This is a genomic window from Azospirillum sp. INR13, from assembly GCF_015390205.1.
In the GTDB taxonomy this organism is placed as follows: domain Bacteria; phylum Pseudomonadota; class Alphaproteobacteria; order Azospirillales; family Azospirillaceae; genus Azospirillum.
Genome location: NZ_VUOI01000013.1, coordinates 68,212 through 84,016 on the forward strand (window position 1 = coordinate 68,212; position 15,805 = coordinate 84,016).

Annotated in this window: 19 protein-coding genes and 1 pseudogene; 2 read left to right on the forward strand and 18 right to left on the reverse strand. The window is 66.1% G+C overall.

Features of this window, described 5'->3' with window-relative positions:
• Positions 1-187: 187 nt before the first annotated feature.
• A pseudogene (locus tag F1643_RS12005) lies at positions 188-851 on the forward strand (alpha/beta hydrolase).
• Positions 852-1,039: 188 nt separating this feature from the next.
• On the opposite strand, the gene F1643_RS12010 reads toward F1643_RS12005, so the two are convergent.
• The 9 genes from F1643_RS12010 to F1643_RS12050 form a co-directional block, all read right to left on the reverse strand.
• The gene (locus F1643_RS12010; protein WP_370540571.1) at positions 1,040-1,444 is read right to left on the reverse strand and encodes a DUF2155 domain-containing protein; all 405 of its coding nucleotides are present in this window, start codon (positions 1,442-1,444) and stop codon (positions 1,040-1,042) included.
• Positions 1,445-1,612: 168 nt separating this feature from the next.
• Entirely contained in the window at positions 1,613-1,879 is a 267-nt protein-coding gene (locus tag F1643_RS12015) for a hypothetical protein (RefSeq protein WP_149222033.1), read from the reverse strand.
• A 120-nt stretch (positions 1,880-1,999) separates the two neighbouring features.
• Complete coding sequence (mlaD, locus tag F1643_RS12020) at positions 2,000-2,509, reverse strand: outer membrane lipid asymmetry maintenance protein MlaD (RefSeq protein ID WP_149222032.1); 510 nt, start codon at positions 2,507-2,509, stop codon at positions 2,000-2,002.
• Between the two features lie 92 nt (positions 2,510-2,601).
• Positions 2,602-2,994: an NADH:ubiquinone oxidoreductase subunit NDUFA12 gene (locus tag F1643_RS12025; RefSeq protein ID WP_194913412.1), complete on the reverse strand. Its 393-nt coding sequence runs from the start codon at positions 2,992-2,994 to the stop codon at positions 2,602-2,604.
• Positions 2,995-3,128: 134 nt separating this feature from the next.
• Positions 3,129-3,536 (reverse strand): hypothetical protein, encoded by a 408-nt coding sequence (locus tag F1643_RS12030; RefSeq protein WP_194913413.1) that lies wholly within the window; start codon positions 3,534-3,536, stop codon positions 3,129-3,131.
• Positions 3,537-3,546: 10 nt separating this feature from the next.
• Complete coding sequence (locus tag F1643_RS12035) at positions 3,547-4,797, reverse strand: MFS transporter (protein WP_194913414.1); 1,251 nt, start codon at positions 4,795-4,797, stop codon at positions 3,547-3,549.
• 139 nt (positions 4,798-4,936) lie between these two features.
• On the reverse strand, positions 4,937-5,878 hold the full coding sequence (locus tag F1643_RS12040) for a LysR family transcriptional regulator (protein ID WP_194913415.1): 942 nt from the start codon (positions 5,876-5,878) through the stop codon (positions 4,937-4,939).
• Positions 5,875-6,288 (reverse strand): type II toxin-antitoxin system VapC family toxin, encoded by a 414-nt coding sequence (locus F1643_RS12045; protein ID WP_194913416.1) that lies wholly within the window; start codon positions 6,286-6,288, stop codon positions 5,875-5,877. The genes F1643_RS12040 and F1643_RS12045 overlap by 4 nt, the downstream gene beginning before the upstream one ends.
• Positions 6,288-6,590, reverse strand: coding sequence for a type II toxin-antitoxin system prevent-host-death family antitoxin (locus F1643_RS12050; RefSeq protein ID WP_149222446.1), 303 nt, complete (start codon positions 6,588-6,590; stop codon positions 6,288-6,290). The genes F1643_RS12045 and F1643_RS12050 overlap by 1 nt, the downstream gene beginning before the upstream one ends.
• A gap of 85 nt (positions 6,591-6,675) precedes the next feature.
• Between F1643_RS12050 and F1643_RS12055 the strand changes: the two genes are divergently transcribed.
• On the forward strand, positions 6,676-7,167 hold the full coding sequence (locus tag F1643_RS12055; protein WP_194913417.1) for an NUDIX hydrolase: 492 nt from the start codon (positions 6,676-6,678) through the stop codon (positions 7,165-7,167).
• Here the strand turns inward: F1643_RS12055 and F1643_RS12060 are convergent.
• From F1643_RS12060 to F1643_RS12095, 9 genes are all read right to left on the reverse strand, one after another.
• A complete protein-coding gene (locus F1643_RS12060) occupies positions 7,115-7,987 on the reverse strand; it encodes an EAL domain-containing protein (RefSeq protein WP_370540572.1) in 873 nt (290 codons plus the stop codon). The genes F1643_RS12055 and F1643_RS12060 overlap by 53 nt on opposite strands.
• Positions 7,988-8,186: 199 nt before the next feature.
• Complete coding sequence (locus F1643_RS12065) at positions 8,187-9,857, reverse strand: Na/Pi cotransporter family protein (RefSeq protein WP_194913420.1); 1,671 nt, start codon at positions 9,855-9,857, stop codon at positions 8,187-8,189.
• A 261-nt stretch (positions 9,858-10,118) separates the two neighbouring features.
• Positions 10,119-11,219 (reverse strand): redox-regulated ATPase YchF, encoded by a 1,101-nt coding sequence (gene ychF / locus F1643_RS12070; protein WP_194913421.1) that lies wholly within the window; start codon positions 11,217-11,219, stop codon positions 10,119-10,121.
• A 112-nt stretch (positions 11,220-11,331) separates the two neighbouring features.
• Positions 11,332-11,934: a DUF4276 family protein gene (locus F1643_RS12075; RefSeq protein WP_194913423.1), complete on the reverse strand. Its 603-nt coding sequence runs from the start codon at positions 11,932-11,934 to the stop codon at positions 11,332-11,334.
• A gap of 3 nt (positions 11,935-11,937) precedes the next feature.
• Positions 11,938-12,726: an AAA family ATPase gene (locus F1643_RS21690; RefSeq protein ID WP_206692459.1), complete on the reverse strand. Its 789-nt coding sequence runs from the start codon at positions 12,724-12,726 to the stop codon at positions 11,938-11,940.
• A 20-nt stretch (positions 12,727-12,746) separates the two neighbouring features.
• Complete coding sequence (locus F1643_RS24745; protein ID WP_206692460.1) at positions 12,747-13,154, reverse strand: AAA family ATPase; 408 nt, start codon at positions 13,152-13,154, stop codon at positions 12,747-12,749.
• Positions 13,155-13,246: 92 nt separating this feature from the next.
• Positions 13,247-13,819 (reverse strand): aminoacyl-tRNA hydrolase, encoded by a 573-nt coding sequence (gene pth / locus F1643_RS12085; RefSeq protein WP_194913424.1) that lies wholly within the window; start codon positions 13,817-13,819, stop codon positions 13,247-13,249.
• Positions 13,820-13,910: 91 nt separating this feature from the next.
• The gene (locus F1643_RS12090; RefSeq protein ID WP_194913425.1) at positions 13,911-14,507 is read right to left on the reverse strand and encodes a 50S ribosomal protein L25/general stress protein Ctc; all 597 of its coding nucleotides are present in this window, start codon (positions 14,505-14,507) and stop codon (positions 13,911-13,913) included.
• A 277-nt stretch (positions 14,508-14,784) separates the two neighbouring features.
• Entirely contained in the window at positions 14,785-15,753 is a 969-nt protein-coding gene (locus F1643_RS12095; protein ID WP_194913426.1) for an SDR family oxidoreductase, read from the reverse strand.
• Between the last annotated feature and the right edge of the window lie 52 nt (positions 15,754-15,805).

A 15,805-nucleotide genomic window follows, 5' to 3' on the forward strand; every position in this document is an offset into this window, starting at 1 on the left:
TTACGACGCATATATGATGACCAAGCAAAACGGTCAAGAATTGTGTGCGAAAAACCCCACTCCAATGCGGGAAAATCCGTGACGGGCTCGTAAGGCCCCGTGTGTCGGGGCGGCAGGCCGGATCATCTCCGGCCGGTCGCCTTGGCGGTCCCAACAACCCTTTGTCCGCGTCAGGAACGTCGTTCCCATGCCTGAAGTGCTCTTCAACGGTCCCGCCGGTCGCCTGGAAGGCCGTTACAACCCACGGCAAGCAGCCGAACGCCCCGGTCGCGCTGCTGTTGCACCCGCACCCGCAGCACAATGGGACGATGAACAACAAGGTGGTCTTCACCCTGTTCCAGTCCTTCACCAAGCGCGGCTATTCGGCGCTCCGCTTCAATTTCCGCGGTGTCGGGCGCAGCCAGGGCACCTACGACAAGGGGGAGGGGGAACTGGCCGACGCCGCGGCGGCGCTGGATTGGCTGCAGACCTACAACCCGAATGCCGCCGGTCTGCTGGATCGGTGGCGTGTCCTTCGGTGCCTGGATCGGCATGCAGCTGCTGATGCGCCGACCGGAGATCGACGGCTTCGTCTCGGTCTCGCCGCCGCCAACCTGTTCGACTTCTCCTTCCTGGCGCCGTGCCCGTCCTCGGGCCTGATCATTCATGGCGACAAGGACGAGGTGGTGCCCCAGGCCGCGGTGACCAAGCTGGTGACCAAGCTGTCGCACCAGAAGGACATCCGCATCGACCACCGCGTGGTGCCCGGCGCCAGCCACTTCTTCGTCAACCGCACCGACGATCTGGCGACGCAGGTCGACGACTATCTGGACAAGGCGCTGGGCAATCCCATCGCGGCGGTGGCGGAGTAGGTTAACCCCCCACCTAACCTCCCCCGCTGGGCGGGGGAGGGACTGCCGCCATTCTTGAAACAGCACTGATCTCCTCCCCCGCCCAGCTCTCGCACAAAGCTCCGCTTTGTGCTGACGCGGCAGGCGGACCATAGGTCCGCTGAGAGCGGGGGAGGATTAAGGCGGGGGCAAAACTTCCCCAAACGCCCTCACTGCTCGCAGCCCAGAACCCACACGTCGTAGATCGGGTTCTCCATCGCCGACAGGGCGGGGCTGGAGGCGAACATCCAGCCGCTGAAGACCTGTTCCGCCTGCTCGCCGGGCTTGATCTCCGTTACCTCAAGGAAGGCAGCGGACTCCGGTGTTTCGATCGGCGGGTTCTCGCGGCAGGCGCGCAGGGTGATGCGCAGGCTGCTCATCGCCTTGGTCTCTCCCACCTTCATGGTGAAGGTGGAGGTGCGGGCAGTCACCTTGTCCAGCCATTGAAGCTTTGCCGCCGGCCGCTCCATCATCTGGCTCGGGACCGGGGCGGCCTGGATGGCCAGCGGGACCAGCACCGCAGCGGCACCCATCAGCCGGGCGGCCGGCCGGAAACATCTTGAGAGTCGCGTCACGTCGGATCGCTTCCGTTATTGCGGACGGCGCCCTTGCGGCCGGGACCTGCCTGTCGGTATGGGCTCTGCCGGGGGCGCTTTGCCTTCTAGCCCGGAAGCGGGGGCAGCGTCCAGTGGCGGGGACGCCGGGATGGGTTGTCCGTGACGGATGGTTCAGCGCCGGATGGTTCAGCGCGTGACGCTGCTGCGCGACGCAGGGGCGCTGTAGGTGGAGCCGCTGCCAGTCTGCGCTTCGCTTCGGTCTTCGATCTTCTGGGTCGCCGCCCCTGCTCCGGCGCCGACCCCGGCGCCGACGACCGCACCCACCGGTCCGCCGACCACGGCACCCGCGGCAGCACCGCCAAGTCCGCCGCTGGCAGACTTCTCTTCCATGTTGGCGCCGCAGGCTGCGGTCGCCAGGGCCAGACCCAACACGGCCAAGTGGGAGAGACGCATCGCACTTCCTCCTGCTTCGTGATCCGGCAGCGCCTGTCTGATGGCCGCCATCCGGATACGGGAGGAACGCTTGAGCGTGGCCGCTGGTTCCGGCCGGGTCTCTGCTTCCAGAGCCTGATATCAGAGCTTCGGCGGCTGGGCCGGCGCCTGTGAGGACTGTCCGTTCGACGAATCGCCCGGCTTGTTCATGCTCTGAAGCGAGAAGATGACCTGACCCAGCAATTGCTCCAGGCCCGGCGTGCTCTGCGTGAACTCGATCTTGCCGTTCGGCTTGATCATGTCGGGATCGCCGCCTGGCTCCAGCGACAGGAACTTGCCGCCCAGCAGGCTTTCCGACGCGATGACCGCCGCGGTGTCCTTCGGCAGCTTCACCGAATTGTCGACCGACAGGTGGACCACCGCCTGATAGCTGGTGGGGTCGAGAGACAGCCCGGTGACCGTGCCGACCTTCACGCCGCTGATGCGGACGTCGGCGCCGCCCTGCAGGCCGGTGATGCTGGTGAAATTGGCGGTGATGTCATAGCCCTGCACCTTGCGCAGATCGGCGCTTTTGTAGGCGAAGGCAAGGAACACGGCGGCCACGGCGAGCACGACGCCGCCCAGCACGGTTTCGATCACATTCCGGCGCATAGAGCTATCCTGCTGCGAGTTCCAGAAACGAAACCCGGCCCGAAAGGGGCCGGGCTTTCCGCTCTGACGTGAGGGTCAGTCCTTGGCAGGGATCAGCTCGGAGTCCAGGGCTCGTAGTCGCCGGTGGCCGGCACGCGCTTGCCGCCGGCCAGCGCATGGCCGGGCGGACGATAGGCCTGGACCGAACCCGACATGTTGGGCAGATGTTCCTTCTGCCAGGGCTTGTGGAAGGCGCTCGACCCTTCGGGCAGCGGCTCCTTGGTGGTGTAGTGCAGCCAGCCGTGCCATTCCGGCGGGATTTTGGACGCGTCGGGCTCACCGGCATACAGGACCCAGCGGCGCTCGCGCGTGCCGGCCTTGGTGTCCTTGCTGCGGTAATAGACGTTGCCGAAGCGGTCGCTGCCGACCTTGGCGCCCCGACGCCACGTGACGTAACGGATGTGGATGTTCGCCAGTTTGGTGAACAGGGAGATCGGCTCGCTCATCGTCGCTCACGAATTCCGGAGTCTGGCCCCGCGGACACGGGGCTGGTCGAATGCGGGCCGCACTATGACACCCCAAGGGACGCGCGTCCACCGTTGGTGAGGCCCAAGCTGCTCCGCAGGGTGGAAAGAGGCGCCTATTGCAGGCGGGTCGCGGCGATCTTGGCGGTATCGACCGGGGTTGCGGTGCAGCCGCCCAGCGTCGGCCCGACCGGAAGCTCCCCGAAGGCGCCGAGCGCGCCCTCCGCCTTCAGCCGGCCGACGAATCCGGGCTCCGTCCCGCGGGCGACCCAGGCGAATCCAAGCCAGGTGGAGCGCACCGGCTCGCCCCCCGCCCGCACCATCGCCGCCATGGCCTCGGCGTCGCTGGTGCCGGGGGAGAAGACCGCCAGCATCATGCCGTCGGTCGCATCCGGCAAGGCGGCGCGTTGCAGCGACAGCCCCATCAGCGCCGCCCACACCAGCAGAACGCCGCCGAACAGCGCCGCGGCAAGGCCGTGGCCGATCGGGAGTCCGGAAGTGGAGGGGGTGGGGCTGTCGCTCATGGTGCTCACCTTACGCCTTCGCCTCGGCCGCCGCCAGCGACGGGGCGGGCTTCTCGGCGATCGGCCAGTGGACGATGGTCGCGAACATGGCCAGTGCCACGCCCAGCCACCAGACGACGTCGTAGGACCCCGTGCGCTCGTACAGAACGCCGCCCAGCCAGACGCCCAGGAAGCCGCCGACCTGATGGCTGAAGAAGGCGAAGCCGTACAGCGTGCCCATGTAGCGGGTGCCGAACATCAGCGCGACGAGGCCGGAGGTCGGCGGCACGGTGGACAGCCACAGCAGGCCCATCACCGCGGCGTAGACGATCACCGTCACCGACGAGATCGGCAGCAGGATGAAGATCGCCGTGGCGATGCCGCGCGAGAAATAGTTGGCGCACAGCAGGTAGCGCTTGCTGACCTTGCCCGCCAGCACGCCGGACGCGTAGGAGCCGATGACGTTGAACAGGCCGATCAGCGCCAGCGCCCAGGCGGCGAGCGACGCGCTGATGCCGGCCTCGGTCAGGTAGGGCGGCAGGTGGGTGGTGATGAAGGCCAGCTGGAAGCCGCAGACGAAGAAGCCGGCGACCAGCAGCACATAGCTGCGGTGCTGGAAGGCCTGCCGCACCGCGGCGATGTAGCCGATGTTGGCGCCGGTCACCGCCGGGGTACCGCTCGCCGTCATGCCCTTCGGGCCGGGGAAGACGCCGGCCAGCAGCGGCACCGCGATCATCGATGCCGCCAGCAGGAGCAGGGCGGTCTGCCAGCCGAAGCCGGCGATGAAGGCCTGACCCAGCGGCGCGAACAGGAACTGGCCCATCGATCCGGCGGCGGTGGCGATGCCGACCGACCAGCTGCGCTGTTCCGGCGGCAGCAGCCGGGTGAAGCCGGCGATGATGATTCCGAAGGAGGCGCCGGACAGCCCCAGCCCGATCAGCACGCCGGCCGTCAGGTACAGCTCGACGCTGGTCGTCGCATAAGGCATCAGTGCCAGCCCGGCGGCATAGAGCAGCCCGCCGCCGGCCAGCACCGGAGCGGGGCCGTAGCGGTCGGTCAACGCCCCGGCGAAGGGGCCGCCGGCCCCCCACAGGATGTTCTGGATCGCCATCGCCAGCGCGAAGACGTCGCGGCCCCAGCCGCGGGTTTCCGAAAGCGGCCCGATGAACAGGCCCATGCTGGACCGCGGTCCGAAGGCCAGCATCGAGATCAGGCAGCCGCAGACGACGACGAGTGCTGGCGTCCTCCAGGAGGGCGCCGGTGCGGGGGTGGGGGTGGTCAAGGCGTCCTCCCGGAAGGGGCCGGCGTCGCGCGCCGGTGTTGCGGAACCGCGTGCCGCGGGATTGCGCATCGTGGTGTCGAGTTGTCACCGACGATAGGCAGGCATCAACAGTTCGGCAAATTCATAATCGGCAACCGGGTCATTCCGCGGCGGAATGCAGAATCGCGAATCGTTCTGCTGCCGGACTCACCTGCCGGCCGGCGGCCAACTCGCGCCGCAGCGCCTCCTCCAGCCGGTCGAACACCGGGGCGATGCGTCCGGTCGTCCGCGATTGGATCAGCCAGATGGTCACCGACATCCGGAAACCGGGCAGATCGACCGGCCGCACCATGGCGGCACCGGGGATCGGTGCGATCAGACCCATCGGCGCCAGCCCGAATCCGACACCGCGCGCCACCAGCGACACCAGCAGGCTCTGGTCGTAGGCCTCCACCGTCACATTGGGCTGCAGTCCCAGCGGCGCCAGCGCCTGGTGGAGCGCCTCGCGGTACCGGCAGCCGTTGGGCTGCAGCACCCATCCATGTTCGTTCATCGATGCCAGATCGGCGCCGACCGACCGGTCGGGGGAGGCGACGATGCTGACATCCTCGGTCCCGATCCGGCGGGCGGGCAGGTCGTCGGGCGGCGTCTGCTCCTCGCACATCAGGATCAGCCCGCCGTCGAGCGTACCGGCGCGGACCTGCTCGATCAGCGGGTTGCTCCAGTCGGAATGCAGCCGCAGCGTCAGCCCCGCAAAGCCGGCGCGCAGGTCGTCCAGCGGCCGTCCGGCGGCGAGCGCGGTCAGCACATGCGCCACGCCCAGCCGCAGCAGCCCGCGCGGTTCGGCGGACCCGGCGAACGCGTCGGCGAAGTCGCTGGCCGCTGCCAGGATGCGCCGCGCATGGGCAAGCGCCAGCTCCCCGTCGCGGGTCAGCGCCAACGGCTTGGTCTGGCGGTCGAACAGCACGACGCCCAGTTCCGCCTCCAGCCGCTGGATCAGCCGCGACACCGCCGACTGCGTCAGCCCCAGCCGGTTGCCGGCCTCCTGCACCGACTGCGCATCGGCCACGGCGATGAAGGTGCGGATTTCGTTGAGCTTCATGGGGCCTCGAACGGGTTCAGCAGCGGAATGCCGAAGGCTTGGAAATCGCGTGTGTTGCGTGTGGCGACTGTCAGCCCGTGCGCCTGGGCGGTGGCTGCGATCAGGGCGTCCACCGGATCGCAGTTCCGATGTGCATCGCGAAGATGTCCCCAGATGGTCGCCACCGTCAGCGAAACCGGCAGTATGCGGTCCGACCAGGCTTCCACACCCATTATCCAGGTTTCAAGCTGCTCCGCCTTGGCGGCATCGCTGCGGCGGATGTTGGCGATCCCGCGATGGATCTCTCCGATGCTGACGACGCTGACAAAGGCCTCTGATGGCGGAAGCTGCTCCAGCCAGCCGATCACCTGCGGACTGGGCCTTGGCCGACGTGGTTCGGACAGGATGTTGGTGTCCAGCAGGTATGCCATCAGATCGCATCTGCACCGAAATCCACCGGCTTGCGGGTTTCCGGCCCATGGCGTCCGCCGATCGCATCATCGAGGTCGATATCCGCCGCGTCGACAGGGCGCAGCAATGCCTCGATCAAATTTCTGGGCGTTGGCGAGGACGGTACGGCAAGCTCCCCGCGCAGCCGTTCGTAGTCGGCGGCGGACAGCATCACCATCGACGGCTTGCCGGGGCGCACAATGGTCAAAGGCCCTTCGGCAAGGGCACGCTCGATGGCTGCATCCAGACCGGGATCGTCGGCCTTCGAGTATAGAACGCCCATCGCCTGCCCTCCGCACTCCGTCACCATATCGGTGATTCTCGGGACGGGGTGACATGCTGTCAAGCGGTGCGCTAGGCTGTGGCTCATGACCGCATCATCTGATCCGACCGCCACCCAGCCCGACCGTTCCAGCCGCGAATATCCCGACCGTCCCTGGGTGGGGGTGGGGGTCGTCGTCTGGCGTGGGGACCGGGTCCTGCTGATCCGGCGGGGCAAGGCGCCGCGGTTGGGGCAATGGAGCCTGCCGGGCGGGGCGCAGTCGGTGGGCGAGACCGTGTTCGAGACGGCGATCCGCGAGGTGCGGGAGGAAACCGGACTGGAGGTGGTGCCGACCGGCATCGTCACCGTGGTGGACGCCATCACCCCCGATGCCGAGGGCCGCGTCCATTACCACTACACGCTGGTGGAGGTGGCGGCGGACAGTGCGGAGGGCGATCCGATCTGCGCCGACGATGCGCTGGAAGCCTGCTGGGCCACCGCCGATGAGGCCGGCGACCTCACGGAGTGGGACGAGACCCGGCGGGTCATCCTGATGTCGGCGGAACAGCGGAAGGCCCGCCCGGCTTCAGGCCGATGACGACGCTGCGTTCGGCCAGGAATTCCGCCACGCCATCGGCGGTCAGCGGGCGCGACAGCCAATAGCCCTGCAGGGTGTCGCAGCGGTAGGCCTGGAGGTACAGGCGCTGTTCGGCCGTCTCCACCCCCTCCGCCACCACGCCGAGGTCGAGGGCATGGGCGAGCGCCACCACCGCCTGGACGATGGCGGCGGCGTCGCGGTCCTCCACCATCGCCTGGACGAACTGCTTGTCGATCTTCAGCGCTTCCACCGGCACCCGCCGCAGGGTGGCGAGCGACGACCAGCCCGTGCCGAAGTCGTCCAGCACCATCCGGATTCCGGCGCCGCGCAGCTGCAGCAGGGCCTCCCGCGCGTCGGCGGTCTGGCTGAACATCGCGGTTTCGGTCAATTCCAGCTTCAGGTTTGCGGCGGGCAGGCCGGTTTCGCCCAGGATCCCCAGCACCTTCAGCACCAGACCCGGATCGTCGAGCTGACGGGCCGACAGGTTCACCGACACCGGAACGTCGACGATGCCGGCGCGAAGCCAGCCGGCCGCCGCGGTGCAGGCGGCACGCAGGGTCCATTCGCCCAGCAGGTGGATCGCCTCGCCCTGTTCGGCCATCGGCACGAAGACATCGGGGGGCAGCATGGTGCCGTCGGACAGGCGCCAGCGTGACAGTGCCTCGAACCCGGTCAGGCGGTTGGTGAAGACGTCGGCCTGCGGCTGGAAGACCAGCGACAGCTCCTGCCGGTCGATGGCGTCGCGGACCCGCTCGACGAATCCGGCGTCGGATGTCCCCGGCGTTTCGGGCCCGTTCGACGTCGCGTGCGTGTTCGCCACCGTCCGCTCCATTCCGCCAACCTTTGCCGGTCGCTGCCCGGCTCTCCCTGGCATAACAACCACAGCAATGGTTTGTTAACCATGTCGCGAAAGAGCTTGACGAATTTTATATGGTTACGAAAGAGTTAACGTGGCTGGGCTGGTGACAAGAAAAGGGCGAAGCGTAGGCATTGCCGCACCCCATCCTTGGGTCGGTACCTCACCCACGGGTTGCCCCATGCTTGAGCCGGCTGGGCAGCAGCTCCCCCGATTGATCGAGCACCGGGTAGGCGGCGGCGACCAGATGGGCGTTGATGCGGCGCAGGTCGCGCAGGATGTCCAGATGCAGGGCGCTTGTCTCGACGCTTTCGGTCCGTCCGGCACGCAGGCGGGCGAAATGCGCTTCGGTGGCACTGGTCTCCAGGTCGCGGATCACTTCCTTCTCGCGCATCAGCGCGCGGGCGGAGCGGATGTCGCCGGACACGAAGACGGCGGCGGCCAGCCGCTGGGTTTCGCTCAGCCGTTCCAGCATGCCGGCGATCTCGGCAGCCCCTTCGGTGGAAAAGCGTAGCTTGCGCCGGATCTTCTTCGACGCGGCCTCCATCAGGTTGCGGTCGACGATGTCGCCGACATGTTCGAGGTTGATGGTGAAGGTCAGCACGTCCGATACCCGGCGCGCGTCCTGCTCGTCGAGGTCCTCGACGTTGATCTGGGTGAGATGGCGCTTGATGGCGTCATGCAGCCGGTCCAGCACGTCGTCCATCCGGCGGATTTCCTGCACCCGCTTGCGGTCGTCGGTCTGGATCACGTCCAGCGCGCCGCGCAGCATGCTGTCCACCGTGTCGGCCATCCGCAGCGCCTCGCGCGAGGCGTTGGCGATGGCGAGATGGGGAATGCGCAGGGCGCTGCGGTCGAGATAGAGCGGCATCGCCGGGTCGGCGACAGCCACCCGTTCCGGGAACAACCGGGTCAGGACCCGTGCGAACCAGGGCAGCGGGCCGATGAACAGCGCGGCCATCGCCAAATTGAAGGCAAGGTGGAAGTTGGCGGCCAGCCGCGTCGCATCCGGCGACACCGCCTGCAGCCCGGCGGTGATCGGGCCCAGCAGCGGTACGACGATCAGGCATCCGGCGATGCGGTTGACCAGGTTGCCCACCGGTAGCCGCCGGGCCGCCGGATTGTGGCCGTCGCCGCCCGGTCCCTCGATGACCGGGTTGACGGCGCTGCCCAGGTTGGCGCCGGCCACCATGGCGACCGCGGCCTCCGGCCCGATCACGCCGCCGCCGGCCAGCGAGGCGATCAGCAGGATCGCGGCGACGCTGGAATGTGCGGCCCAGGACAGGATGGCGGCCAGCAGCACCGCCACCACCGGATCGGCGGTGAGCATGCCCAGCATCCTCTGTAGCATGGGGGCGTTCTCCGCCGGGGCGATGGTCGCCACCAGCAGGTGCAGCGACAGCAGCATCAGCCCCAGCCCGATGGCGACCCGGCCCAGGTCGCGGCTGCGCGTCCGGCTGCCGCGGCGGAAGGCGAGGAAGCCGCCCAGCAGCAGCACCGGCGCCACATGGGCGACGTCGAAGGCGAGAACCTGGACGATCAGGGTGGAGCCGACATTGGCACCCAGCATCACCGCCAGCGCCGGCATCAGCGACACCAGCCCGTTGGCGGTGAAGCCGGTCGCCATCAGGCCGGTGGCGGTGCTGCTCTGCAGCAGCATGGTGATGCCCATCCCGGACAGGAAGGCGGTCCAGCGGTTGCGCAGCCCGGCGCCCAGGATACGGCGCAGGTCGCCACCCAGCGCTCGGGTCAGCCCGCTCTGCACCATGTGCAGCCCCCACAGGAGCAGCACGACATTCCCGGCCAGTTCCAGCAGCACCCGCGTCGCTTGCATCGCACCCCCTCTGTCGGATCGGGGGCGGTCAGGACGCACCCCCAACTGAAGGGTGGGGTGTGCAGATTGTTACGACAATATGACAGTTGGGTGACAGCGGAGGTAAGGACGGAACAGATTTACGCCCCTAAGCGGCGAATGCCCCCTCTCCCCTTGCGGGAGAGGGTTGGGGGGAGGGGGCGCAAATCTGGAGTTCTCGTCGGCCTTCGGCCGCCCCCTCATCCCAACCCTTCTCCCGCAAGGGGAGAAGGGCTTTTAGCATCAGACGTTGAAGCGGAAGTGGAAGATGTCGCCGTCCTGGACGACGTATTCCTTGCCTTCCTGGCGCATCTTGCCGGCGTCCTTCGCCCCCTGCTCGCCGCCCAACGTGACGTAGCTGGTGTAGTCGATGGTTTCGGCGCGGATGAAGCCGCGCTCGAAGTCGGTGTGGATGACGCCCGCCGCTTCCGGCGCCTTGGCGTTGCGGCGCACGGTCCAGGCGCGGGTCTCCTTGGGGCCGACGGTGAAGAAGGTGATCAGGTCCAGCAGCTTGAAGCCGGCACGGATCAGCTTGTTCAGGCCGGTTTCCTCCAGCCCCATCGACTCCAGGAACTCCGCCTTCTCGGCCGGGTCGGAAAGCTGGGCGACCTCGGACTCGATGGCGGCGGAGATGACGACGACCTCGGCATTCTCGGCCTTGGCCTTCTCGGCGACCTTGGCGGAGAAGGCGTTTCCGGTCGCGGCGGATGCCTCCTCCACGTTGCAGACATAGAGGACCGGCTTGTCGGTCAGCAGCATGAACTGCTTGAACACCGGCCGCTCCTCGTCCGACACCTCGACCACGCGGGCGGGTTTGCCGTCCTGGAGCACCTTGAGGGCACGCTCCATCAGGTCGGCCTTGATCTTGCTGTCCTTGTCGCCGCCCTTGGCCTTCTTCTGCAGGCTGGTGAGCTGGCGCTCCAGGCTTTCCATGTCGGCGAGCATCAGCTCGGTCTCGACCACCTCGGCGTCGCGCAGCGGGTCGACGCTGCCCTCGACGTGGGTGATGTCGTCGTCCTCGAAGCAGCGCAGCACATGGACGATGGCGTCGACTTCGCGGATGTTGGCGAGGAACTGGTTGCCCAGCCCTTCACCCTTCGACGCGCCGCGGATCAGGCCTGCGATGTCCACGAACTCCAGCTGGGTCGGGACGACCTTCTGCGACTTGGCGATTTCCGCCAGCTTGTCCTGCCGCGGGTCGGGCACGCTGACGCGGCCGACGTTCGGCTCCTTGGTGCAGAAGGGGAAATTCGCCGCCTCGGCCGCCTGGGTGGCGGTCAGCGCGTTGAAAAGGGTCGACTTGCCGACGTTCGGCAGGCCGACGATGCCGCAATTGAAGCCCATGGGTGGGTGCTCGCCGTCGGAAATGCTGGAATTGACGCGCTTTATCCTACGATGGGGACCAAAGCGCAAACGCGAAGTGGGGGAGGGCGGTTATGTCAGCGTCGCCATACGGTCAATGCGCAGATAATACGGTTTGCAAGCGTTCGCAGAGGCGCCGGAAAGAGTGATTGGCATTGGCTTGCTCAAGATCGAAAATACGCGCCATCTGGTATTGGTGGGTGACTGGATCATAGCCGCCGCTCATCCGTGAACCGAGCCACTCCTTCGCTCCGCGTCGGCTTTCGGGGTTGGCAGGAGGAAGCAGATCAGCGGAAAATCCAAAATGACCGCGCAGTGATACTGCTGCGGTCATGAACCAAGTTTCGAATTCCCGTGAAGCCAGCGCAACTAAATAAGGAACGTCGCCGCGCACGGCTTTTGCTCGATCCAGAATACGCGGACCCAACCGAGCGGGGCAGTCATCCTCACAATCCAGCAGGATCAAAACAGTTCCGTCTCTTCCTTTTGCTTTAGCGGCGGCTAGAGCGACATGCCGCGAGAAATACTCATCAAATTTTAAGAAAGCAGTAGCCGTCACTCTGATCGGTGGATTGACAATGAGCGGCTTATGATACCCTTCCCCAGGCTGTGCGAAGTGCTTCGCAATCCTATGGAGAAGAATTGGCACAGCTTCGCCTTCTCCCTGGCCTTCAACGATTGGAGCTATAAAGGTCATGGCTCAGCGACCGGAAATATCAAACATTTTCAACTGCCGCTCATCACTGATGTCTTCAAGAGCTTCCGGGTCTGGTGACAGTTGTCGTTGGCGCAACAATTCACCAGGAGTGAACAGGCGGTCACGGAGCATTTGCTTGCTGGCTTCGTCAATAGGTCCAATGCAAGTCAATCCTTCGTGGTTCTCGACAGCAAGCAACGAGTCTATCGGAATGTCCGGATTGTCAAGCAAGTCCGGGCTGTGGCTGGTGACAATTGTCTGGCAGTGACGAGCACCTTCTCGAAGCGCAGACAAAAGCACTCCGGCAGCTGCCGGATGCAGGGCGACTTCCGGTTCTTCAAGGCCGATCAGTAATGGCGGGTTATTGCCGGCTCTTGATGACGCGGCCTGAAACACAGCAAGCAGGATACCAAAGGCACGCAGTGTTCCGTCCGACATGGCTCCTGCAAGGAAGCGCCATGGATGTGGCTGCCCACGTACAACTTGACGGAATTCTATTGTTTCCTGTGAACCCAGCGTCTTTGCTTCAGCGTCCGCTATTCCGGGTACAATCCGCGACAAATTATCCCTAATGGTTTTTCGGACATCGGGAGAAAGCTGATGTAGAACACTTGCAGCATTGCTGCCGTCCCGTCTCAGCAGGTCACCTGGATCAGGCCTCTGCATCGCCGCAATCTCACGCGGATTGAGATTGTATATCTCAATGCTCGACAAGGCATCGTAGATAGGGCGGAATTCAGGAATTCCTGACGCCGACACAAGGAAGAGGCGGTCGGCGATCACAGCAGGCATCGGCGCTACCGAGCTTTCGATCAGCTTGCCGACTGCACTCGGAAATAGTGAGTGGGGCCTAGGGCTCCAGCCGCATGGATGAAGCACTCCTCATCCTGAACCTCGTAAGCTCCTGCAGGCTTTGCTCCCACACGGAAAGCATAATGGCCTGTCTGCCCACTCGGAAGTTCGAATCCGAAGCGCAATGCAAAGTGATTTGGATGACCGCCTGATCGCCGCCGAACCTCTTTGATGGTTCCACGATCTCTTAGCGCATGATCGAGAGAACTGCGCAATGCGTCAGCTACGAATCGGAGAGCATCGAGAAAGTTGCTTTTCCCTGCGCCATTGGGGCCGACCAGAAAAGTCAGAGGGCCCAGGTTCAGGCGACATGCGGCAATGCTTTTGTAGTTGCGGATAGCCACATGGCGGATGAAAGGGGACATCATGAGCGTTCCAGCGGCCTCATTGTGGAAGAGTGTGTCGCGACTGGGATATAGGCAGCAACCCTCTCACATACTACAACGCTACAGCTTAGCCGTCACCGCGCCTGCGTCGCCACCGTCACCTTGTTCATGAACAGCTCCGGCTGGCCTTCCACCATCAGGGGGAGGTTGTCGGAGACGGCGTCGAGCAGCGGGTCGATCCATCCCTGGTCGGCCTTGGCGAAGTCGTGCAGGACATAGCCGCTGACCAGATCCTTGTTGCCGGGATGGCCGATGCCCAGCCGGATGCGCCAGTATTCCTTGCCGATATGCGCGTCGATGGAGCGCAGGCCGTTGTGCCCGCCATGGCCGCCGCCCTTCTTCACCCGGATCCTGCCGGGGGGCAGGTCCAGCTCGTCATGGATGACGACGACGTTCTCGGGCTTCAGCTTGTAGAACTGCAGGGCCGCCACCACCGACTGGCCGGACAGGTTCATGAAGGTGGCGGGTTCGAGCGCCAGCACCTTGTCGCCGGCGACGGTGCCCTCGGCGGTCTGGCCCTGGAAGCGCTTCTTCCACGGGGTGAAGCGATGGCGTTGGGCGATGGTCTCCACCGCCATGAAACCGATGTTGTGGCGGTTGCGGGCATACTCGTTGCCGGGGTTGCCCAGTCCGACCAGAAGCAGCATGTCCCTCACCCTTCGGAAAGCACTCTCCACAAACGAAGCGGGGGGCCGAAGCCCCCCACCGTAACCATCTTCGAAGAACGAACGCTCCTTATCAGGAAGCGGCGCCCTCTTCCGACTTCAGGCCCGACGGCGCAACGATGGTCGCGATGGTGAAATCGCGGTCGGTGATCGTCGAGGTCACACCTTCCGGCAGCTTGACCGAGGAGATGTGGATCGAGTCGCCGACGTCGAAGCCCTCGCAAGAGATCGTGATGCTCTCGGGGATGCTGTCGGCCGGGCAGCTCAGCTCCAGCTCGTGACGGACGATGTTCAGCACACCGCCGCGCTTCAGGCCGACCGACTTGTCCTGGTCGACGAACTCGACCGGAACCTGCACGTTGGTGCGGGTGTCGGCCGAAACGCGCAGGAAGTCGACATGCAGCGGGACGTCGGTCACCGGGTGGAACTGCACGTCGCGCGGCAGGACGCGATGGGCGGCGCCGTCGACGGTCACTTCGAACAGGTGGGTGAAGAAGCCCGGCTGATGCAGGACGCGGGTGAACTCGAACTTCTCGAGCGAAATGGTCAGGGGAGCCTGCTTGCCACCGTAGATGACGGCCGGAATGCGGCCGTCACGGCGGGTCTGGCGGGCGGTCCCCTTGCCGGCCCGTTCGCGCGTCTCAGCGCCGAGCGGAATGATCTTGGTCATGACGATGCTCCAAAACGAAAAGGGCGCCGGCCTCCAGGGGTGCCGACGCGTGCGCGGCGTGCTTACGGCAATCGGGCCGGCGCGTCAAGGGGCGTGGCGGGATTTCGTGGCGGCCGGCGCCGGATGGAACGTTTGGAACAGCATGAAACGGTTTTGGCACCCCTGTTCAGTGTTCACTCGGCATATCCCGCCGCATGGCCGTGACAGACCTGCCCTTGACCCGTCCATTCTGCCACGGTCGGCGGGGCGGCTTAAGCACCCGCTGCAAAAACGGCGCTCAATGCCGCCGCAAGCCGCGGTAGGCGGCAAAGGCGACGGCTGCGGCGCCGGCCATCAGCACCGGCGAAACCCAGGCGGGCGGCGGGGTGTAGAAGCCCCCCGTGATGTCCCGGCCCCTTTCCACCGGCTGGAACAGGTTGCCGTCACTGTGCGGCGCCGGGGGCTGGCGGTCGAAATGGCGATGGGCGCCATAGCCCGCCACCTTCTCCACCAGACGCGGCGCCACGGCGTGGCCCAGCCGGGCCAGCGGCGTCAGCGCCCCGACCATCGCCTTGGCGCGCGGACGGCGGGCGACCGCCACCATCGTCGCCGCCACGTCCTCGGGATCGTCGTAGATCGGTCCTTCCGGCGACAGCTCGTGCCCGGTGTAGTTGGCGCCGTGCATCATGCCGGGCGTGTCGGTGAAGGCGGGATAGACGCCGCAGACATGCAGGTCCGGGCTGTCGACCAGCTCCGCCCGCAGGCTCTCCAGCATCCCGTCCAGACCGTATTTGCTCGCCGCATAGGCCGCGGCATAGGGAGCGGGCGCGAAGGCGCCGACCGAAACGGTTGCGATGAAGGTGCCGTGGCCCTGGCGGCGGAAGAGCGGCAGCACCGCATGGGCGCCGTGAAGCGGTCCCAGCAGGTTGGTCTCGATCACCCGGCGATGCGCCTCGACCGGGGTATCCTCGAAGCGGCCGACCGCTCCGACGCCGGCATTGGCGATCCAGATGTCGATGGAGCCGAACTCCTCCATCGTCCGCTCGGCGAGGCGCTTCACAGCGTCGGCATCGGTGACGTCGGTGGGGATGACGACGGCGCTGGCGCCCAGGCCGCGGCACTCCTCCGCCACCTCCTCCAGCAGTTCCTCCCGGCGGGCGGCCAGCGCCAGCCGGGCGCCCTCGCGGGCGAAGGCCAGCGCGGTGGCCCGCCCGATTCCGCTCGATGCTCCGGCCACCACGACGGCGGCGCCTTGCAGATCCCGCATCCTTCTCCCCTCCGGCTTGCGCTGTATCGACAGCCTCAACAGGAGAGGACGG